At 58.9% G+C, this 21,809-nt stretch carries 15 protein-coding genes and 3 tRNA genes; 11 read left to right on the plus strand and 7 right to left on the minus strand.

Going from position 1 to position 21,809, the window contains the following annotated elements; translation table 11 throughout:
* Nucleotides 1-6 precede the first annotated feature (6 nt).
* On the plus strand, nt 7-279 hold the full coding sequence (locus ACWKWE_RS17965; RefSeq protein WP_166593229.1) for a DUF2160 domain-containing protein: 273 nt from the start codon (nt 7-9) through the stop codon (nt 277-279).
* 201 nt (nt 280-480) lie between these two features.
* Nucleotides 481-2,286, plus strand: a complete 1,806-nt coding sequence (locus tag ACWKWE_RS17970; RefSeq protein WP_166593228.1) for an ABC transporter substrate-binding protein — start codon at nt 481-483, stop codon at nt 2,284-2,286.
* A gap of 214 nt (nt 2,287-2,500) precedes the next feature.
* On the opposite strand, the gene folD is transcribed toward ACWKWE_RS17970, so the two are convergent.
* Nucleotides 2,501-3,355 carry a bifunctional methylenetetrahydrofolate dehydrogenase/methenyltetrahydrofolate cyclohydrolase FolD gene (gene folD / locus ACWKWE_RS17975; protein WP_166593227.1) on the minus strand — a complete coding sequence of 285 codons (855 nt, stop codon included), beginning with the start codon at nt 3,353-3,355 and terminating at the stop codon, nt 2,501-2,503.
* Nucleotides 3,356-3,664: 309 nt separating this feature from the next.
* Here folD and ACWKWE_RS17980 point away from each other — a divergent pair.
* From ACWKWE_RS17980 to ACWKWE_RS18020, 9 genes are all read left to right on the plus strand, one after another.
* A tRNA-Arg gene (locus ACWKWE_RS17980) sits at nt 3,665-3,741 on the plus strand.
* Nucleotides 3,742-3,781: 40 nt separating this feature from the next.
* Nucleotides 3,782-3,857: transfer RNA gene (locus ACWKWE_RS17985), tRNA-His, on the plus strand.
* A 57-nt stretch (nt 3,858-3,914) separates the two neighbouring features.
* Nucleotides 3,915-3,999, plus strand: a tRNA-Leu gene (locus ACWKWE_RS17990).
* Nucleotides 4,000-4,370: 371 nt separating this feature from the next.
* On the plus strand, nt 4,371-5,681 hold the full coding sequence (gene tig / locus ACWKWE_RS17995; RefSeq protein ID WP_166593226.1) for a trigger factor: 1,311 nt from the start codon (nt 4,371-4,373) through the stop codon (nt 5,679-5,681).
* A gap of 91 nt (nt 5,682-5,772) precedes the next feature.
* On the plus strand, nt 5,773-6,414 hold the full coding sequence (clpP, locus tag ACWKWE_RS18000) for an ATP-dependent Clp endopeptidase proteolytic subunit ClpP (RefSeq protein ID WP_133751554.1): 642 nt from the start codon (nt 5,773-5,775) through the stop codon (nt 6,412-6,414).
* 115 nt (nt 6,415-6,529) lie between these two features.
* Nucleotides 6,530-7,813, plus strand: a complete 1,284-nt coding sequence (clpX, locus tag ACWKWE_RS18005; RefSeq protein ID WP_166593224.1) for an ATP-dependent Clp protease ATP-binding subunit ClpX — start codon at nt 6,530-6,532, stop codon at nt 7,811-7,813.
* A gap of 183 nt (nt 7,814-7,996) precedes the next feature.
* The gene (gene lon, locus ACWKWE_RS18010) at nt 7,997-10,393 is read left to right on the plus strand and encodes an endopeptidase La (RefSeq protein ID WP_483851260.1); all 2,397 of its coding nucleotides are present in this window, start codon (nt 7,997-7,999) and stop codon (nt 10,391-10,393) included.
* Between the two features lie 157 nt (nt 10,394-10,550).
* A complete protein-coding gene (locus ACWKWE_RS18015) occupies nt 10,551-10,823 on the plus strand; it encodes an HU family DNA-binding protein (protein WP_003174819.1) in 273 nt (90 codons plus the stop codon).
* 259 nt (nt 10,824-11,082) lie between these two features.
* The gene (locus ACWKWE_RS18020) at nt 11,083-12,957 is read left to right on the plus strand and encodes a SurA N-terminal domain-containing protein (protein WP_483851261.1); all 1,875 of its coding nucleotides are present in this window, start codon (nt 11,083-11,085) and stop codon (nt 12,955-12,957) included.
* 597 nt (nt 12,958-13,554) lie between these two features.
* Here ACWKWE_RS18020 and fabI read toward each other — a convergent pair.
* From fabI to ACWKWE_RS18050, 6 genes are read right to left on the minus strand one after another with little or no spacing between them, the layout of a single operon-like run.
* Entirely contained in the window at nt 13,555-14,349 is a 795-nt protein-coding gene (fabI, locus tag ACWKWE_RS18025; RefSeq protein ID WP_166593221.1) for an enoyl-ACP reductase FabI, read from the minus strand.
* A gap of 18 nt (nt 14,350-14,367) precedes the next feature.
* Entirely contained in the window at nt 14,368-15,978 is a 1,611-nt protein-coding gene (locus ACWKWE_RS18030; protein WP_166593220.1) for an ABC transporter ATP-binding protein, read from the minus strand.
* Nucleotide 15,979: 1 nt separating this feature from the next.
* Nucleotides 15,980-16,999, minus strand: a complete 1,020-nt coding sequence (locus ACWKWE_RS18035; protein ID WP_166593219.1) for an ABC transporter permease — start codon at nt 16,997-16,999, stop codon at nt 15,980-15,982.
* Between the two features lies 1 nt (nt 17,000).
* The gene (locus ACWKWE_RS18040; RefSeq protein ID WP_483851262.1) at nt 17,001-18,074 is read right to left on the minus strand and encodes a microcin C ABC transporter permease YejB; all 1,074 of its coding nucleotides are present in this window, start codon (nt 18,072-18,074) and stop codon (nt 17,001-17,003) included.
* A gap of 1 nt (nt 18,075) precedes the next feature.
* A complete protein-coding gene (locus ACWKWE_RS18045; RefSeq protein ID WP_483851263.1) occupies nt 18,076-19,968 on the minus strand; it encodes an extracellular solute-binding protein in 1,893 nt (630 codons plus the stop codon).
* Nucleotides 19,965-21,794 (minus strand): extracellular solute-binding protein, encoded by a 1,830-nt coding sequence (locus ACWKWE_RS18050; protein WP_483851264.1) that lies wholly within the window; start codon nt 21,792-21,794, stop codon nt 19,965-19,967. Before ACWKWE_RS18050 ends, ACWKWE_RS18045 begins: the two co-directional genes overlap by 4 nt.
* Between the last annotated feature and the right edge of the window lie 15 nt (nt 21,795-21,809).

Consider the following 21,809-nt stretch of genomic DNA (forward strand, 5'->3'; position numbering starts at 1 on the left):
GAAAAAATGGAGTGGATGTCCTGGACACTGCCGACCGCCATTTTCTTTGCGTCCATCGCTGCCATTCTGGCTGCGATGACCGTTTGGGAATTGCGCTCGGCGAGCATCGAGCGCCGCGGTTTTCTGCCGATTGCCACCACTCGTGGCGACCGGCTGTTCATCGGTCTTCTCGGCAGCGCCTACCTGCATTTGCTGGTGATTGGCGCGACCGACTGGAGCATCTGGGTCGCCTCGGGGCTGTCCCTGGTCTGGCTGTTGGTGGTGATGCGTTGGGGTTGAAAGGAAGTGAATGAACACTTGTAGAAGTGACCGGGGTGGCGCTCCACCTTGCTCGCGATAGCGATCCGTCAGCCACTGATGTGATTTCTGGCAGACCGCTATCGCGATCAAAGTGGAGCGCCAGCCCGGTCACTCCTACAGAAAGTGGTGCAAACGGTTTTGCAAAGCGGGACTACATAAGAATCAACACTGGAGGTGTCTATGTTCAATAAGAAAAACAAGCTGCGACATAGTGTGACGGTTGCGACGATGGTGATGCTCAGCGGCTTGAGCGTTTCGGCGTGGGCGGATCAATACGAGGATGCCGCGAAGAAATGGGCAGCCAGCGAGTTCAAGCCGACCACCCTGTCCGACGCTGACCAGCTCAAGGAACTGGAGTGGTTCATCAAGGCCGCCGAGCCGTTCCGTGGCATGGACATCAAGGTGGTTTCCGAAACCTTGACCACCCATGAATATGAATCGAAAACCCTGGCCAAGGCCTTCACCGAAATCACCGGCATCAAAGTGACTCACGACCTCCTGCAAGAGGGCGACGTCATCGAGAAGCTGCAAACCGCGATGCAGTCGGACAAGAGCATTTACGACGGCTGGGTCAACGACTCTGACCTGATCGGTACCCATTTCCGCTACGGCAAGGCGCTGTCTCTGACAGACCTGATGGCCAGCCCGGAAGGCGCGAAAGTCACCTCGCCTACACTCGACATCAAAGACTTCATCGGCACCTCCTTCACCACCTCGCCTGAGGTCAAGGATGAGTCGGGCAAGGTCATCACCCCGGCCAAGCTGTATCAGCTGCCTGACCAGCAGTTCGCCAACCTGTACTGGTTCCGCGCCGACTGGTTCGAGCGTGCTGACCTCAAAGCGAAGTTCAAGGCCAAATACGGCTACGAGCTGGGCGTTCCGGTGAACTGGTCGGCTTATGAAGACATCGCCAAATTCTTCAGCGAAGACGTGAAGGAAATCGACGGCAAGAAAGTCTACGGCCACATGGACTACGGCAAGAAGGATCCGTCTTTGGGCTGGCGCTTCACCGACGCCTGGTTCTCCATGGCGGGCAGCGGCGACAAAGGCTTGCCGAATGGTCTGCCGGTGGACGAGTGGGGTATTCGTGTAGAGAGCTGCCATCCGGTCGGTTCCAGCATCACCCGCGGCGGCGACACCAACGGTCCGGCTGCCGTTTACGCCACTCAGAAATACATCGACTGGCTGAAGGCTTATGCACCGCCTGAAGCCGCGGGCATGACGTTCTCCGAGTCCGGTCCTGTGCCGTCGCAGGGTAACGTTGCGCAACAAATCTTCTGGTACACCGCGTTTACCGCTGACATGACCAAGCCAGGTCTGCCGGTGATGAACGCCGATGGCACGCCGAAATGGCGGATGGCGCCATCGCCGAAAGGTCCGTACTGGAAAGACGGCATGAAGCTCGGCTATCAGGACGTGGGTTCGTGGACCTTCCTGAAATCGGCTGACGAGAAAAAACGTCTGGCGGCCTGGCTGTACGCGCAGTTCGTGACGTCGAAATCAGTCTCGCTGAAGAAAACCATCGTGGGCCTGACGCCGATTCGTGAGTCGGACATCAACTCGAAAGAGATGACCGCGCTGGCACCGAAACTCGGTGGTCTGGTGGAGTTCTACCGCAGCCCGGCCCGCGTCCAATGGTCGCCGACCGGCACCAACGTTCCGGATTATCCGAAACTGGCGCAACTGTGGTGGAGCCATGTGGCTGAGGCCGTGACCGGCGAGAAAACCGCACAAGCGGCGCTCGATGGCCTGGCCAAGGATCAGGACGCCATCATGACCCGTATCGAGCGCTCGAAGGTTCAGGACGCGAGTGGTTGCGCACCGAAGATGAACCCGGAAACTTCGGCGGAAGAGTGGTACACCAAAGCCGAGAAGAGCAATGGCGCGTTCCTCGCCCCGCAACGCAAACTGGCCAACGAGAAACCTAAGGGTGAAACGATTGCCTACTCGGACCTGCTGAAAAGCTGGGAAGCGGCCAAGAAGTAAGGCGTGAAGCTGCCTTGGGGTCCTCCCGTATAGCGCGGGAGGACGCCAGCTTGAACTGTGGGAGCGAATTCATTCGCGAATGGGGCGTCCGGTCAATGCATCCGCGTCGGTTGACACATTTTCGCGGATGAGTTCGCTTCCAGAGAGGAACCTGTGAGACACGCATAAAAAACGGCACCCTCGGGTGCCGTTTTTCATGTGCAGACCGCCTCGATCAACCGTGCAGCGTTTCCGCTGCGTAAAGGGTGTTCTCCAGCAGGCATGCGCGGGTCATCGGGCCAACGCCCCCTGGCACCGGGGTGATCCAGCCTGCGCGGGGCAGGGCGGTCTCGTACACCACGTCGCCCACCAACTTGCCGTCATCCTGACGGTTGATGCCGACGTCGATCACGATCGCGCCTTCCTTGACCCACTCGCCCTTGACCAGCCCCGGCTTGCCCGCTGCCACCACCACCAGATCCGCACGGCCAACATGGCCCGCCAGGTCCTGGGTGAAGCGATGGGTCACGGTCACGGTGCAGCCGGCCAGCAGCAACTCCATGGCCATCGGACGACCGACGATGTTGGACGCGCCCACCACCACGGCATCTTTCCCGTACAGGTCAACGCCGGTGCTTTCCAGCAGGGTCATGATGCCTTTCGGCGTGCAAGGGCGCAGCAGCGGAATACGCTGGGCCAGACGCCCGACGTTATAAGGGTGGAAACCATCGACGTCCTTATCAGGACGGATGCGTTCCAGCAGTGGCGACGAATCCAGATGCTCCGGCAGCGGCAGTTGCAGCAGGATGCCGTCGATGGCCGGGTCTTCGTTGAGGCTGTCGATCAAATCGGTCAGCTCGGTCTGGGTGGTTTCGCTGGGCAGGTCGTAGGCCCGGGAGATGAAGCCGACCTCTTCACAGTCTTTGCGTTTGTGCGAGACGTAAACCTGAGAGGCGGGGTCGCTGCCGACCAGAATCACCGCGAGGCCCGGCGTACGCAGCCCTTGCTCGCGACGTTCGGCAACTCGTTGGGCGATCTGCTGGCGCAGGCTGGCTGCGATCGCTTTGCCGTCTATTAGTTTTGCAGTCATTACGCGTGATTAACCATCGGAAGGGAGGGAAAAAGAGCGCGCATTCTCGCATGACCTGACGCAAGGGCAAAGGCGGTTGGTCCGCTTAATAAGCTAACCCCTTTAATTAACTGAATTTTTTAGAAAAAAGTGTTGACGACCTTTGAGGCCGTCTATAAGATTCGTCGCACTTGTCGGGCACAACCCCACACAGGATAAGCCGGAAGCGGTGAGTCAGGTCGAAAGGTTGAATAAGTCAGGTAGAGTTCAAATCGGCTCAGCGTGATTGAAAGCTCTTAATTTGCAGTCGCAAGAATGCAGATTAACCAAGCGCCCGTAGCTCAGCTGGATAGAGCATCCGCCTTCTAAGCGGATGGTCGCAGGTTCGAGTCCTGCCGGGTGCGCCATAAAGGCAGCTTTGGCACAAGTAAGTTACAACGCTAGATGGTGGGCGTAGCTCAGTTGGTAGAGCACGGGATTGTGACTCCCGTTGTCGAGGGTTCGATCCCCTTCGTCCACCCCATATTCGAAGAAGGCGCCAGATGCATAATCTGGCGCCTTTGCTTTAAGCGCTTCAAACGCGGATGTGGTGGAATTGGTAGACACACTGGATTTAGGTTCCAGCGCCGCAAGGTGTGAGAGTTCGAGTCTCTCCGTCCGCACCAGCTACAACCCTGGGAAGTGCGTCAAGCACTCCGGGGAGTGAAAAGCCGCCTAGTGCGGCTTTTTTTGTTTCAACGTATTGGTTTCATGCCGGTACGAGTCCGCCATGCTGTTGATGATGGGCTTTTCCGGAGTGTTTCCAGGGATTGGATCGACATTCGGTCGTGCTTCGCTTCCTTTATATAGGGGCGCGGAAAGTGCGTTCCAGACCGCTTGCGAAGCTTTGAGTCTTCGTCCTTTTCCCCCTGGTTGCGTTCCACTGTATTTACCCTTCGTCAGTAGGGTGACTTCTTGAGATTGACCCACTAGAATGCTTGCCCTTGATTCTGGGGTCGGAAACGGCCGGCTAACGTCTGTGCAACGAGGAATATCCATGCAAGTTTCTGTTGAAAACACTTCCGCTCTTGAGCGCCGCATGACCATTGGCGTGCCAGCTGAGCGCATCGAGACCGAAGTCAACAAGCGTCTGCAGCAGACCGCACGTAAAGCCAAGATCCCGGGCTTCCGCCCTGGCAAAGTGCCTATGAGCGTGATCCGCCAGCGTTACGAAGACGGTGCTCGTCAAGAAGCACTGGGCGACCTGATCCAGGCCACCTTCTACGAAGCTGTCGTAGAGCAAAAGCTGAACCCGGCTGGCGCGCCGTCCGTCGAGCCAAAAACCTTCGAAAAAGGCAAAGACCTCGAATACGTTGCCACCTTCGAAGTGTTCCCCGAATTTTCCGTTGCCGGTTTTGAATCCGTGAGCGTCGAGCGTCTGTCCGCTGACGTCGCTGACTCCGATCTGGACAACATGCTGGAAATCCTGCGCAAGCAGAACGTTCGTTACGAAGCCGCCGACCGTGCTGCTGCCAACGAAGACCAGTTGAACATCGACTTCGTCGGGAAGATCGACGGTGAAGCATTCGCTGGCGGTTCGGCCACCGGCACTCAGCTAGTGCTGGGCTCGGGTCGCATGATCCCTGGCTTCGAAGACGGGCTGGTTGGCGCTAAAGCCGGTGAAGAGCGGGTTCTGAACCTGACCTTCCCTGAGGACTACCAGAACCTGGAACTGGCGGGTAAAACCGCCGAGTTCACCGTCACTGTCAACACCGTCTCGGCTCCGACCCTGCCTGAACTGAACGAAGCGTTCTTCAACCAGTTCGGTATCAAGGAAGCGACCCTGGAAGGTTTCCGCACCGAAGTTCGCAAGAACATGGAGCGCGAGCTGCGTCAGGCCATCAAGTCCAAGGTCAAGAACCAGGTCATGGACGGTCTGCTGGCTGCCAACCCGATCGAAGTCCCTAAAGCCCTGCTGGAAAACGAAGTGAACCGCCTGCGCGTTCAAGCCGTTCAACAGTTCGGCGGCAACATCAAGCCTGACCAACTGCCAGCCGAGCTGTTCGAAGAGCAGGCCAAGCGCCGCGTCGAGCTGGGCCTGATCGTCGCTGAAGTGGTCAAGCAGTTCGACCTCAAGCCTGACGAAGCCCGCGTTCGCGAGCTGATCCAGGAAATGGCTTCCGCTTACCAGGAGCCAGAGCAGGTCGTGGCCTGGTACTACAAGAACGAACAGCAAATGAACGAAGTGCGTTCGGTTGTGCTGGAAGAGCAAGTTGTGGATACTGTTTTGCAGAAAGCGAGCGTGACCGATAAAGCGGTCTCGTACGAAGAAGCCGTCAAGCCGGTAGAAGCTCCACAAGCCGACTGATTTCTTTCTCTCGTTCGAAAACACCATAAGCCAGCCTTCGCGCTGGCTTATGCGTATTCAAGACATGACTATTTGGGAGTGAATGCGAGACATGTCCCGCAATTCTTATATTCAGCAGAACTCTGACATCCAGGCCGCTGGCGGCCTGGTCCCGATGGTTATCGAGCAGTCCGCCCGTGGCGAACGCGCCTATGACATCTACTCCCGTTTGCTCAAGGAACGCGTCATCTTCCTGGTCGGCCCGGTTGAAGATTACATGGCCAACCTGATCTCGGCGCAGCTCCTGTTCCTTGAAGCGGAAAACCCGGACAAGGACATCCATCTTTACATCAACTCCCCAGGCGGTTCGGTGACTGCGGGCATGGCGATCTACGACACCATGCAGTTCATCAAACCGGACGTTTCGACGACAGTCATGGGTCAGGCTTGCAGCATGGGCGCGTTCCTGCTGGCAGGTGGTGCCAAGGGCAAGCGTTTTGCCCTGCCGAATTCCCGCGTGATGATTCACCAGCCACTGGGCGGTTTCCAGGGGCAGGCGTCGGACATCGACATTCACGCCAAGGAAATCCTGTACATTCGCCAGCGTCTGAACGAGCTGCTGGCGCACCATACCGGTCAGTCGCTGGAAGCTATCGAGCGTGACACCAACCGCGACAACTTCATGAGCGCCGAACGCGCTGCTGAATACGGTCTGGTGGACGCGGTGCTCGACAAACGTCAAATGATCAAATGATTGCTTGATTGGCAGTAATCCCAGGTGGTCGGGACCCCCGTGCCACCTGCGGACTTGAAAAAGCCCGCAATTGCCTTCATCTTGTGTTGCAAGCCTACCGGATTGGATCGATCGAATGACTGACACCCGCAACGGCGAGGACAACGGCAAACTGCTTTATTGCTCCTTCTGCGGCAAAAGCCAGCATGAAGTGCGCAAATTGATTGCCGGCCCCTCGGTATTTATCTGTGACGAGTGCGTCGACCTGTGCAATGACATCATCCGCGAGGAGGTGCAGGAAGCACAGGCAGAGAGCAGCGCGCATAAATTACCATCGCCGAAAGAAATCAGCGGCATCCTTGACCAGTACGTCATCGGTCAGGAGCGTGCCAAGAAGGTTCTCGCAGTAGCGGTGTATAACCACTACAAGCGTCTGAACCAGCGCGACAAGAAAAACGACGACGTTGAACTGGGCAAGAGCAACATCCTGCTGATCGGCCCTACAGGCTCCGGCAAGACCCTGCTGGCTGAAACGCTGGCACGTTTGCTCAATGTACCGTTCACCATCGCTGACGCCACCACCCTGACCGAAGCCGGTTATGTGGGTGAGGACGTGGAAAACATCATCCAGAAGTTGTTGCAGAAGTGCGATTACGATGTCGAGAAGGCCCAGATGGGCATTGTCTACATCGACGAAATCGACAAGATTTCGCGCAAGTCCGACAACCCTTCGATCACCCGTGACGTCTCGGGCGAGGGCGTGCAACAGGCCTTGCTGAAACTGATCGAGGGTACCGTGGCTTCCGTTCCGCCCCAAGGCGGTCGCAAGCATCCACAGCAGGAATTCCTGCAAGTGGACACGCGCAACATCCTGTTCATCTGCGGCGGTGCGTTCTCTGGCCTGGAAAAGGTCATTCAGAATCGCTCCACCAAAGGCGGCATCGGCTTTGGCGCCGAGGTTCGCAGCAAGGAAGAGGGCAAGAAGGTTGGCGAATCCCTGCGTGAAGTCGAGCCTGACGATCTGGTCAAGTTCGGTCTGATCCCTGAGTTCGTGGGCCGTCTGCCGGTGCTCGCGACCCTGGACGAGCTGGACGAAGCTGCGTTGATGCAGATTCTGACCGAGCCGAAAAACGCGCTGACCAAGCAGTACGGCAAGCTGTTCGAAATGGAAGGTGTGGACCTTGAGTTCCGCACTGACGCACTCAAGTCGGTTGCCCGTCGCGCGCTGGAGCGCAAGACCGGTGCCCGTGGTTTGCGCTCCATTCTCGAAGGCGTGCTGCTCGACACCATGTACGAAATCCCGTCGCAATCCGACGTGAGCAAGGTGGTGATCGACGAAAGCGTGATTGAAGGTACGTCCAAGCCGCTGTTGATCTACGAAAACAGTGAGCCACCTGCGAAGGCGGCACCCGACGCGTAAGCCTTGCGGCTTCGCACCGGGCAACTGGAAAACGAAAAGGGCCCTCGGGCCCTTTTTGCGTTTCAAGGGCTCCTTTCGCATTAACTCGAACCGGCGCTTGTTTTTTTGAATCGGTACCCCCATCTTGGTTTTCAGCTCATTTCTATCTGTCCATGGCCTTAAGGCCGCCGTAGAGGCGAAATCATGAAGACGACCATTGAACTGCCTCTTTTGCCATTGCGTGATGTCGTGGTGTATCCGCACATGGTGATCCCACTGTTCGTGGGGCGCGAGAAGTCGATCGAGGCCCTTGAGGCTGCGATGACCGGTGACAAGCAGATCCTGCTGCTCGCGCAAAGAAATCCTGCAGACGATGATCCCGGTGAAGACGCCCTTTATAGCGTAGGGACCATTGCAACCGTATTGCAGCTGCTCAAGCTCCCGGACGGCACCGTCAAAGTGTTGGTCGAAGGCGAGCAGCGCGGCTCCGTTGAGCGTTTCATCGAAGTGGACGGCCATTGCCGCGCCGAAGTGGCGTTGATCGACGAAGTCGAAGCGCCAGACCGTGAATCCGAAGTGTTCGTGCGCAGCCTGCTGTCGCAGTTCGAGCAATATGTGCAGCTGGGCAAAAAAGTCCCGGCTGAAGTCCTGTCGTCGCTCAACAGCATCGATGAGCCTGGCCGTCTGGTCGACACCATGGCCGCGCACATGGCGCTGAAGATCGAGCAGAAGCAGGAAATCCTCGAAATCATCGACCTGGGCGCCCGTGTCGAACACGTGCTCGCCCTGTTGGATGCCGAAATCGATCTGTTGCAGGTCGAGAAACGCATTCGCGGTCGTGTGAAGAAACAAATGGAGCGTAGCCAGCGCGAGTACTACCTGAATGAGCAGATGAAGGCCATTCAGAAAGAGCTTGGCGACAGCGACGAAGGCCACAACGAAATCGAAGAGCTGAAAAAGCGCATCGATGCGGCTGGCCTGCCGAAAGACGCCATGACCAAGGCCACTGCCGAGCTGAACAAGCTGAAACAGATGTCGCCCATGTCGGCTGAAGCCACCGTCGTGCGTTCGTACATCGACTGGCTGGTGCAGGTGCCGTGGAAGGCTCAGAGCAAGGTGCGTCTGGACCTCGCACGGGCCGAGGACATCCTCGACGCTGACCATTACGGTCTGGAAGAAGTCAAAGAGCGGATTCTCGAATACCTCGCCGTGCAAAAGCGTGTGAAGAAGATTCGTGGTCCGGTGCTGTGTCTGGTCGGTCCGCCTGGCGTGGGCAAGACCTCGCTGGCCGAGTCGATCGCACACGCCACCAACCGCAAGTTCGTGCGCATGGCCTTGGGTGGTGTGCGTGACGAAGCTGAAATTCGTGGTCACCGTCGGACGTACATCGGCTCGATGCCGGGTCGTCTGATCCAGAAGATGACCAAGGTCGGCGTGCGCAACCCACTGTTCCTGCTCGACGAAATCGACAAGATGGGCAGCGACATGCGCGGTGACCCGGCGTCGGCGCTGCTTGAAGTGCTTGACCCCGAGCAGAACCACAACTTCAACGATCACTACCTGGAGGTCGATTACGACCTGTCGGACGTGATGTTCCTCTGCACCGCCAACTCGATGAACATTCCAGCGGCCTTGCTCGACCGTATGGAAGTGATTCGTCTGCCGGGTTACACCGAAGACGAGAAAATCAACATCGCCACCAAGTACCTCTCGCCCAAGCAGATCGCTGCCAACGGCCTGAAAAAAGGTGAAATCGAGTTCGAAGAAGAGGCCATACGCGACATTATCCGGTACTACACGCGTGAAGCGGGTGTGCGGAGTCTGGAGCGTCAGATCGCCAAAGTCTGCCGCAAGGCGGTCAAAGAGCACGCTGGCGAGAAGCGTTTCACTGTCGTGGTCACCGCTGCGATGCTGGAAAACTTCCTTGGTGTGCGTAAATTCCGCTACGGCCTGGCCGAGCAGCAGGATCAGATCGGTCAAGTGACTGGCTTGGCGTGGACGCAAGTGGGCGGCGAATTGCTGACCATCGAAGCGGCCGTGGTGCCGGGTAAGGGGCAGTTGATCAAGACCGGTTCGCTGGGCGACGTCATGGTCGAATCGATCACTGCGGCGCTCACGGTGGTGCGCAGTCGGGCGAAGAGCCTGGGCATCCCCCTGGACTTCCACGAGAAGCGCGACACGCATATCCACATGCCGGAAGGGGCGACGCCCAAAGACGGCCCTAGCGCGGGTGTAGGCATGTGCACGGCACTGGTTTCAGCGCTGACACAGATCCCTGTGCGTGCCGATGTGGCCATGACCGGTGAAATCACCTTGCGTGGTCAAGTGCTGGCGATTGGCGGTCTGAAGGAAAAACTGCTGGCCGCACACCGTGGCGGAATTAAAACGGTGATCATTCCGGAAGAAAACGTACGCGATTTGAAGGAAATTCCTGACAACATCAAGGCAGACCTGCAAATCGAACCTGTTAAATGGATTGACGAAGTCCTGCAAATTGCGCTGCAATACGCGCCGGAGCCCTTGCCGGATGTGGCTCCGGAGATGGTTGCAAAGGATGAAAAACGCGAGTCTGAGTCTAAGGAAAGAATTAGCACGCATTAGTCCGTGGGGCCTTCCTTGACAGCTTTTTAGAGCCCTTGTTATAAAGCGGCTCTTCAAGCCCAAACTGTCCTTATAGGCAGGCCACATAGCGTTCGTTTGGCAACACCAAAAAACTTAGAAAATATACTCAATATAGATAGATATAAGGGGACTTAGAGTGAACAAGTCGGAACTGATTGATGCTATCGCCGCATCCGCTGACATCCCGAAAGCTGCTGCTGGCCGTGCGCTGGACGCAGTAATCGAATCCGTCACTGGCGCTCTTAAGGCTGGCGACTCCGTTGTACTGGTTGGCTTCGGCACTTTCTCCGTAACTGATCGTCCTGCCCGTACCGGCCGCAACCCTCAGACTGGCAAGGCACTGCAAATCGCTGCCGCCAAGAAGCCAGGCTTCAAAGCCGGCAAAGCGCTGAAAGAAGCGGTCAACTAAGTTTCTTCGTTACCTTTGCCCGTCCGGGACAGCGTTACCTCTGTTCCGGGCGTGAAGCGGCAAGTGCGGTTGGTCAAGCGCTGGCCTGTCACCCCAGGGAACGCAACATCGAACCCTGTCCGCTTCGCCTGTTATGCCCGTTTTTGAAAGTTACGAGAAGGCGCATCCTCGGATGCGCCTTTCTTCTATCCGGAATACACCCACGCTCCGCTCCGTGTGTCGCAGCTTGGTGAGTTGAGTACAACCCTCTGGGGGACGCATGCTGCAGAATATCAGGGACAATTCACAAGGCTGGATTGCCAAGACCATCATCGGCGTTGTCATGGCGCTGATGGCGCTGACGGGTTTCGATGCCATTTTCAGGGCCACCAGCCACAGCCAGGACGCGGCGAAGGTCAACGGTGACGAAATCACTCAGACCGACCTGGGTCAGGCCGTTGAGATGCAACGCCGCCAGCTCGTGCAACAGTTGGGCAAGGATTTCGATCCGGCGATGCTCAATGAACAGATGCTGCGGGAGTCGGCGCTCAAGGGCCTGATCGATCGCAAGCTGCTGCTGCAGGGCGCAGCGGATGCCAAGTTTGGCTTCTCGGAAGCGGCGCTGGATCAGCAGATCCTGATGACGCCCGAATTTCAGGTCGACGGCAAATTCAATGCTGACCGTTTCGATCAGGTCGTCCGTCAGTTGGGTTACAGCCGTCTGCAATTCCGCCAGATTCTGGGTCAGGAAATGCTGATCGGGCAGATTCGCGCAGGCATCGGCGGCAGTGCTTTTGTCACCGACGCTCAGGTCGATGCGTTCGCCCGTCTGGAAAAACAGACTCGCGATTTCGCGACGCTGACTCTGCCCGCCGATCCGTCCAACGTGAAAGTCACTGACGACGAGATCAAGGCGCACTACGACCAGCACGCCAAGGAATTCTTGAGCCCTGAGCAAGTGGTCCTGGATTACATCGAGCTGAAAAAGTCGTCGTTCTTCGACAAGGTGTCGGTGAAGGACGAAGACCTTCAGGCCGCCTACCAGAAAGAGATCGCCAACTTGGCCGAGCAGCGTCGTGCGGCGCACATCCTGATCGAGGTCAACGACAAGACCACCGACGCACAGGCGAAGGCTAAGATCGAAGAGATCCAGCAGCGTCTGGCCAAGGGTGAAGACTTCGCGGCACTGGCCAAAGAGTTCTCGCAAGACCCGGGTTCGTCAGGCAAAGGCGGTGATCTGGGTTATGCAGGCAAGGGCGTATACGACCCGAGCTTCGAAGACGCGCTGTATGCGTTGAACAAGGACCAGGTGTCCGCCCCGGTCAAGAGCCAGTTCGGCTGGCACCTGATCAAATTGCTAGGTGTTGAAGCGCCGTCGGTGCCGACCTTCGCCAGCCTGAAAGATAAACTGACCCACGAGCTGAAATCGCTGCAGGTCGAGCAGCAATATGTCGACGCCAGCAAGAAATTGCAGGATGCGGCGTACGAAGCGTCCGATCTGTCGCAACCTGCACAGGACCTGGGCCTGAAGGTTCAGACCACGGCGCCGTTCGGCCGTGAAGGTGGCGAAGGCGTCGCAGCAAACCGCGCTGTGATCCAGGCCGCGTTTAGCCCTGAAGTGATGGAAGAGGGTTCCAACAGCTCGGCGCTGGAACTCGATCCTGAAACGGTAGTGGTGGTGCACGTGAAAGAGCACCGTCAACCTGAACAGTTGCCGCTGGAAGCCGTTTCTGACGCCATTCGCGCGCAACTGGTCAAGAACCACGCCAGCGATGCCGTCAAGGGCAAGGGCGAAGCGCTGCTGGCCGGGCTGCGCGATGGCAAGGTGCCGTACACCGCGACCAAACAGGAAGGCCAGAGCTGGAAAGTTGTCGAAGCCGCTTCTCGTGGCCAAGAGGGTGTAGACCCTCAGGTGCTGCAGGCGCTGTTCCGCATGCCTAAGCCTGAGGGCAAGGATAAGCCGGCTTACGCCAGCCTGACCGCTGCCGATGGCAGCTTCGTGGTGGTGCGCCTCAATGGCGTGAATCAGGCCGCTCCGGCGACTGATGCCGAGAAGACCCAGTACCGTCGCTTCCTCGCGTCCCGTGAGGGCCGTCAGGACTTCGAGTCGTATCAGGCACAGCTGCAATCGGCTGCGAAGATCGAGAAGTACTGATCCGACGCAATACCTGCTGAAAACGAAAAGCCCCGGTTCGAGAGATCCGGGCTTTTTGTTTTTGGGTTTTAGATGTTGTAGTGGCGTTGGGATGGGGGCATATCCGTTGCCATGGGTGGCGCCGGTGTCGGTTCCGCTCTTACAGCGGGTCACTTTTTCAAGAGCCAAAAAGTAACCAAAAGGCCCTGCTTCTGGTTTGGCTTCGACTTCGTCGAAGTTCCCTCACTCCGGCGACGCTCCGTGGGCCCGCGCCGAACGGACATCCATGTCCTTGCGGCGCTCTCGCGGCATCCCTGCCGCTCGACCCACTCCGCGCCGCCTGCGTTCGGCCTGCACCCAAGTCGCGTTATGCGGTGTCTGTGAGGGCGCGTCCCAAGATCAAGCTCAAGAGCTGAGGCTGGCGCGAGGAAGATCGGTGAATGATCCTGTCGGAGCGAATTCATTCGCGAAAGAGGGTACAGGCAAGGAAATGTATTGGCTGTAGCGGCCCATTGCGAATGAATTCGCTCCCACAGGTACAACGTCAGCCCCTAAAACAAAAAAGCCCCGGCTCAAAAAGAACCGGGGCTTTTCAGTTATCGCGCAAAGCTTAAAAGATCAGCCTTCCAGATCACCCATCGCCGTGGTGTTGAAACCACCGTCGACGTACATGATCTCGCCGCTCACGCCGGACGCCAGGTCCGAGCACAGGAACGCGCCTGCGTTGCCCACTTCGTCAATGGTGACGTTGCGGCGCAGCGGGGTTTGCGCTTCGTTGGCGTCCAGCATTTTGCGGAAGTTTTTGATGCCGGAAGCGGCGAGGGTGCGGATCGGACCGGCCGATACCGCGTTAACACGAGTGCCGTCCGGGCCGAGGCTGCGGGCCAGATAACGAACACCGGCTTCCAGGCTGGCCTTGGCCATGCCCATCACGTTGTAGTTCGGCATGGTGCGCTCGGCGCCCAGGTACGACAGGGTCAGCAGGCTGCCGTTGCGGCCTTTCATCAGTTCACGACCGGCTTTGGCCAGGGCCACGAAGCTGTAGGCGCTGATGTCGTGGGCGATGCGGAAACCGTCACGGGTGGTGGCTTGGGTGAAGTCGCCGTCCAGTTGGTCGCCCGGGGCGAAGCCGACGGAGTGCACGATGCAGTCCAGGCCGTCCCACTTCTTGCTCAGTTCTTCGAAAACCTTGGCGATTTCTTCGTCGCTGGCGACGTCGCAAGGGAAGCACAGATCAGCGTTCGAACCCCAGCCCGCTGCGAATTCTTCGACGCGGCCTTTGAGTTTTTCGTTCTGGTAGGTGAAGGCAAGCTCTGCACCCTCGCGATGCATGGCGGCAGCGATACCGGATGCGATGGACAATTTGCTGGCGACACCGACGATCAGGACGCGCTTACCGGCGAGAAAACCCATGGTTTTTTCCTCTTCAGGTTAATCGACAGTTGCTGGGGCCAGAAACGCGGCCTCCAGCAGCTGCTGTGTATAAGGATGTTGCGGTGCGGCGAAAATATCTTCTGCCACACCCTGTTCGACCACTTGGCCTTGCTTGACCACCATCAGTTGGTGGCTCAGCGCTTTGACTACCGCCAGGTCATGGCTGATAAACAAATACGTCAGGTTGTACTTGGTTTGCAGGGAGCGCAAAAGCTCCACCACTTGACGCTGAACAGTCCGGTCGAGGGCCGATGTGGGCTCGTCCAGTAAAATCAGCGCCGGTTTTAACACTAATGCCCGTGCGATGGCGATCCTTTGCCGCTGTCCGCCCGAAAACTCATGGGGGTAGCGGTGCCGGGTTTCCGGGTCCAGGCCTACTTCCTTGAGCGCCGCGATCACCGCGGCCTCTTGCTCGACCGGCGTGCCGATCTTGTGAATCCGCAGGCCTTCGCCCACGATGTCACACACCGACATGCGCGGGCTCAGGCTGCCGAACGGGTCCTGAAACACCACCTGCATCTGCCGCCGCAACGGCCGCACCTGATCCTGCTTGAGGCAGGCCAGTGAATCGCCCTGAAAGCGTATCTCGCCTTCGCTGCGAATCAACCTGAGAATCGCCAGCCCCAACGTCGATTTGCCCGAGCCGCTTTCGCCGACGATCCCCAGCGTCTGGCCCTTGGGCAGACTGAAGTGGATGCCGTCCACGGCCTTGACGTGATCGACGGTGCGCTTGAACACGCCTTTCTTGATCGGAAACCAGACTTTCAGGTCTTCGACTTCCAGCATCGGCGCGCCCGGCACGTTGTTCGCCGGGCCGCCTTTGGGCTCGGCGCTGAGCAGTTCTTTGGTGTACGGATGCTGCGGTGCGCGGAACAGCTCTTCGCACGATGCCTGTTCGACGATGCAACCGCGCTGCATGACACATACTCGGTTGGCAATTTGTCGAACGACGTTCAAATCGTGGCTGATCAGCAGTAATGCCATGCCCAGTCGGGCCTGCAATTCTTTCAGTAGCTTGAGGATTTTCAGCTGCACCGTGACGTCCAGCGCGGTGGTCGGTTCGTCGGCGATCAGCAATTCCGGCTCATTCGCCAGTGCCATTGCGATCATCACCCGCTGCCGCTGGCCGCCTGACAGCTCGTGGGGCAGGGCTTTGAGGCGTTTGAGCGGCTCAGGGATGCCCACCAGTTCCAGCAGCTCCAGCGTGCGGCGTGTGGCCGCTTTGCCGGTCAGGCCCTTGTGCAGGCCCAATACCTCGTTGATCTGCTTTTCGATGGATTGCAGCGGGTTCAGCGAGGTCATCGGCTCTTGGAAGATCATCGCGATGCGGTTGCCACGGATGGCGCGCATGCGTTTCTCGCTCACCGTCAACAGCTCATTGCCCGCGTACTGGATCGTCCCGGTCGGATGCCGTGCCAAGGGGTAGGGCAGCAGTCGCAGGATCGAATGGGCGGTGACTGACTTGCCCGATCCGCTTTCGCCGACCAACGCCAGGGTTTCTCCCTTGCGGATGTCAAAGCTGATGCCTTCGACCACACGCTGGGTTTTCTGGCCGGTGACGAACTCGACGGACAGGTTGCGGATTTCGATCAGATTGTCCTGATTCATCTCATTTCCTCGGGTCGAACGCGTCACGGGCGGATTCGCCGATGAACACCAGCAGACTCAACATGATCGCCAGCACGGCAAAGGCACTGATGCCCAGCCACGGCGCTTGCAGGTTGGATTTGCCCTGCGCGACCAGTTCGCCCAGCGAGGGCGAGCCGGCGGGCAGGCCGAAGCCCAGGAAGTCCAGCGCGGTCAGGGTGCCGATCGCGCCGGTGAGAATGAACGGCATGAAGGTCATGGTCGAGACCATGGCGTTGGGCAGGATGTGGCGGAACATGATCGCGCCGTTCTGCATGCCCAGGGCGCGGGCGGCGCGCACGTATTCGAGGTTGCGTCCGCGCAGGAACTCGGCGCGCACCACATCCACCAGGCTCATCCACGAGAACAGCAGCATGATGCCCAGCAGCCACCAGAAGTTGGGCTGCACGAAGCTGGCGAGGATGATCAGCAGGTACAGCACCGGCAGGCCCGACCAGATTTCCAGAAAACGTTGGCCGACCAGATCGACCCAGCCGCCATAAAAGCCCTGCAAGGCTCCGGCGATGACGCCGATGATCGAGCTAAGGACCGTCAGCGTCAGGGCGAACAGCACCGAGACGCGGAAACCGTAGATTACCCGGGCCAGCACATCACGGCCCTGGTCGTCGGTACCGAAGAGATTCTCGCGGGACGGCGGGGCAGGGGCCGGGACTTTCAGGTCGTAGTTGATGCTTTGGTAGCTGAACGGGATCGGCGCCCATAACGTCCAGCCGTCTTTGGCCGCGATCAGCTCCTTGATGTACGGGCTCTTGTAGTTGGCTTCCAGCGGGAATTCGCCGCCGAAGGTCGTTTCGGGGTAGCGCTCGAACACCGGGAAAAACCACTGGCCGTCGTATTTCACGATCAGCGGTTTGTCGTTGGCGATCAGCTCGGCACCGAGGCTCAGGCCGAACAGGATGAGAAACAGCCACAGCGACCACCAGCCGCGTTTGTTGGCCTTGAAGCGTTCGAAACGGCGTCGATTGAGAGGGGACAACGTCATATCAATGATCCCTGCGGTCGAAGTCGATACGTGGGTCAACCAGCGTGTAGGTCAGGTCGCCGATCAGTTTCACCACCAGCCCCAGCAGGGTGAAGATGAAGAGGGTGCCAAACACCACCGGGTAGTCGCGGTTGATCGCGGCTTCGAAACTCATCAGGCCGAGGCCGTCGAGGGAAAAGATCACTTCCACCAGCAGCGAGCCGGTGAAGAAAATGCCAATGAACGCCGACGGGAAACCTGCGATCACCAGCAGCATCGCGTTGCGAAACACATGGCCGTAGAGCACGCGATGCTGAGTCAGGCCCTTGGCCTTGGCGGTGATCACGTACTGCTTGCCGATTTCATCGAGGAAGCTGTTTTTGGTCAGCAGGGTCATGGTGGCAAAGTTGCCGATCACCAACGCGGTGATTGGCAGTACAAGGTGCCAGAAGTAATCGCCAACCTTCCCCAGCCAGCTCAGCTCGTCGAAGTTGCTGGAGGTCAGGCCCCGCAGCGGGAACCAGTCGAAATAACTGCCGCCTGCGAAGACCACGATCAGCAGGATGGCGAACAAAAACGCAGGGATCGCATAACCGACGATGATCGCCGAGCTGGTCCAGACGTCGAACTGGCTGCCGTGTCGCGTGGCTTTGGCGATCCCCAGCGGGATCGACACCAGGTACATGATCAGGGTGCTCCACAACCCGAGCGAGATCGAAACCGGCATCTTCTCGACGATCAGGTCAATGACCTTGGCGTCGCGGAAGAAGCTGTCGCCGAAATCGAGGCGGGCGTAATTCTTGACCATGGTCCACAGGCGTTCCGGCGCCGACTTGTCGAAGCCGTACATGTGCTCGATTTCCTTGATCAGCGCCGGGTCCAGGCCCTGTGCGCCGCGGTAGGTCGAGCCCGCCACCGAGACTTCCGCGCCGCCCCCGGCGATGCGACTGGTGGCGCCTTCGAAGCCTTCGAGCTTGGCGATCATCTGTTCCACCGGGCCACCGGGAGCGGCCTGGATGATCACGAAGTTGATCAACAGGATGCCGAACAGGGTCGGCACGATCAGCAGCAAACGCCGCAGAATGTACGCCAGCATGTTATTGCTCCGTGTCCTTGGAAGGTGCTTCAGGCTCGGAGGCGTCCTGCGTGGTTTGCACCGGAATCGCAGGGGTCGCGTCGGGTTTGACCCACCAGGTCATGGTGCCGATGTCGTAGAGCGGGGATTTTTTCGGATGACCAAGGTGATCCCAGTACGCCAACCGCCAGGTTTTGATGTGCCAGTTGGGGATCACGTAGTAGCCCCAGAGCAGGGCGCGATCGAGGGCGCGGGTGTGGTCGATCAGGCTCTGGCGCGAGTCCGCGTTGATCAGGCCACTGACCAGCGTGTCGACGGCCGGGTCCTTCAGCCCGATCAGGTTGTAGCTGCCCGGTTTGTCGGCAGCGGACGAATCCCAGTATTCGCGCTGTTCGTTACCCGGCGAGCTGGATTGCGGGAAGCTGCCGACGATCATGTCGTAGTCCCGCGAGCGGCGGCGGGTGATGTATTGCGAGACGTCCACCCGGCGAATCTCCAGGTTGATGCCGATGTCCGCCAGGTTGCGCTTGAACGGCAACAGCACGCGCTCGAATTCGGTCTGAGCCAGCAGGAATTCGATGCTGACCGGCTTGCCTTCGGTGTCGACCATCTTGTCGCCGACGATCTTCCAGCCCGCGTCTTTCAGCAACGCGAACGCCTTGCGCTGTTGCTCGCGAATGATGCCGCTGCCATCGGTGACCGGCAGTTTGAACTCCTCGGTGAACAGCGCGGGCGGCAGTTTGTCACGCAGCGGTTCGAGGATTTTCAGCTCGGCCTCGGACGGCAGTCCACGGGAGCCCATGTCCGAGTTGTCGAAATAACTTTTTGTACGTGTATAGGTGCCAAAAAATAGTTGCTTGTTGGTCCACTCGAAATCCAGCAGCAGGCTCAGGGCCTGACGCACACGGACGTCCTGGAACATCGGCTTGCGCAGGTTGAAGATGAAACCCTGCATGCCTTGCGGGTTGCCGTTGGGGATTTCTTCCTTGATCAAACGGCCCTCACGCACGGCGGGAACGTCATAGGCGGTGGCCCAGTTTTTCGCGGTCATTTCCTGCCAGAAGTCGAAGGCCCCGGCTTTCAAGGCTTCGAGGGCGACGGTGTTGTCGCGGTAGTAGTCGGTGGACAGCTTGTCGAAGTTGTAGAAGCCCTTATTGACCGGCAGGTCCTTGCCCCAGTAATCCTTGACCCGCTCGTAACGCACCGAGCGTCCGGGTTTGACGTCGACCACCTTGTACGGCCCGCTGCCCAACGGAATCTCCAGATTGCCCTTGCTGAAATCGCGGGTGGCCCACCAATGTTTCGGCAGCACCGGCAGTTGGCCAATGATCAGCGGCAGCTCGCGGTTGTCGTTGTGCTTGAACTTGAACAGCACCGTGGTGGGGTTTTCCGCGACCGCCTGATCGACATCAGCGTAATAGCTGCGGTACAGCGGCGAGCCGTCCTTGATCAGCGTCTCGAAGCTGAACACCACGTCGTCGGCACGCACCGGGTGGCCGTCGTTGAACCTGGCTTCAGGTCGCAGGTAGAAACGCACCCAGCTGTTGTCCGGGGCGCGTTCGACTTTCTCGGCGATGAGGCCGTATTCGGTGAACGGCTCGTCCAGACCCTGACGCATCAGGGTGTCGTAAATCAGGCCGATGTCGTCGGCGGGCACGCCCTTGCTGATGAACGGATTGAGGCTGTCGAAGCCGCCAAACCCGGCGCTGCGCAGGATGCCACCCTTCGGCGCGTCGGGGTTCACGTAATCGAAGTGCTTGTAGTCCGCCGGGTATTTGGGCGCTTCGTTGTAGAGCGTGATGGCATGTTGCGGCGCGGCCTGGGATGAGGTGGCCATCCCCAGCAGCAGTGGAGTCAGCAGGAACGGGCTCAGCAACAAGCCGCCAACCCGCGTCAGGGAGCGGAGGGCAGTCATGGGTTTTTCTCCGAAGGCTTGAGCCACCACGCACGCAGGCCCAGGGTATAGGGCGGGGTGGTGACGAAGGCGAATCTGTTGCGGTACGCCAGACGATGGGTGCTGAGGTACCAGTTGGGGATCATGTAATGCTGCCAGAGCAGGACGCGGTCCAGTGCCTTGGTCGCGGCGACCTGATCTTCACGGGTTTTCGCCGACAGTAGCTGGCTGAGGAGGCTATCCACCACCGGATTGGCGACGCCCGCGTAGTTCTTGCTGCCTTTGATGCTGGCCTGGCTGGAATGGAAATACTGCCATTGTTCCAGGCCCGGACTCAGGGTCTGGCTGAGGGTCATCAGAATCATGTCGAAATCGAACTGGTCCAGCCGCTGCTTGTATTGAGCGCGATCGACCGTGCGCAGCCGAGCCTCGATGCCGATTCGCGTGAGGTCTTCGATGTAGGGCTGCAGGATTCGTTCGAGGCTTGGGTTGACCAGGAGTATTTCAAAACGCAACGGCTGACCGGCCGCGTTGGTCAGGCCACGGTCGGTGAATCTCCAACCGGCGTCGGCGAGCAGGCCGAGGGCGCGGCGAATGGTGTCGCGGGGCACGCCGCCGCCATCGGTTTTCGACACCGCAAACGGTTGGGTGAACAGCGGCGCGGGCAGTTGATTGCGATAGGGCGACAGCATCAGGAATTCGCGGCCGGAGGGCAGGTCGGTCGCGGAAAATTCGCTGTTGGGGTAGTAGCTGGTCGAGCGCTGGTAGGCGTTGTTGAACAGCGTGCGGTTGGTCCACTCAAAGTTGAACATCAGACCCAGGGCTTCCCGGACGCGAATGTCAGCGAAGGTGCCGCGCCGGGTGTTCATGAACAGGCCCTGGGTCTGGGTCGGGATCTGGTGCGGAATCTGCGCCTTGATCACACGGCCTTCGTTGACGGCGGGGTAGTCGTAGCCGGTGAACCAGTTCTTGGCCTGATGCTCGATGTAGATGTCGAATTCGCCCGCCTTGAAGGCTTCGAAAGCGACGTCGGCATCGCGGTAGAACTCCACTTCCACACGGTTGAAGTTGTACTTGCCGCGATTGACCGGCAGGTCCTTGCCCCAGTAATCCTTGACCCGCTCGAACACCAGGCTGCGCCCCGGACGGACCTGAGTGATGCGGTACGGCCCGCTGCCCAGCGGCGCCTCGAAGGTGGTGGCCTTGAAGTCGCGGTTCTTCCAGTAATGCTGCGGCAGTACGGGCAGTTCGCCGAGGCGCAGAATCAATAATGGATTGCCGGATCGCTTGAACACGAAACGGATGCGATGGCGGTTGAGGATGTCCACCCGCTGCACTTCCTGCAATGCCGTGCGGTATTGCGGGTGTCCGTCTTTCAACAGAGTTCTGTAGGAAAACGCCACGTCGTAGGCAGTGATCGGCTTGCCGTCGTGAAAGCGCGCTTCGGGGCGCAGGTTGAACACCACCCAGCTGCGGTCCTCGCTGTATTCGACGGTCTTGGCGATCAGGCCGTAGCTTGACGTCGGTTCGTCCCCGGACGGGTCGTATTGCCCGGTGCCGACCATGAGCGGTTCGTTCAGCTCACTGACGCCGTACTGGCCGAAATTGGGGGTCGAGATCGGGCTGCTGCCCTTGAAAGTGTAGGGGTTGAGCGTGTCGAACGTGCCGTTGGCCATGATTCGCAGGGTGCCAGCCTTCGGCGCCTCGGGATTGACCCAGTCGAAATGGGTGAAGCTGGCCGGGTACTTGAGGACACCGAACTGTGCGTAACCATGGCTTTCGCTGATGGTCGCGGCGGCTGTCGTGCTCAAGACCAGGCTGAAAGTCAGCAGCAGGAGGCGTATCAAATGGCGTTCGATCCA

This window comes from Pseudomonas salicis, from assembly GCF_057128705.1.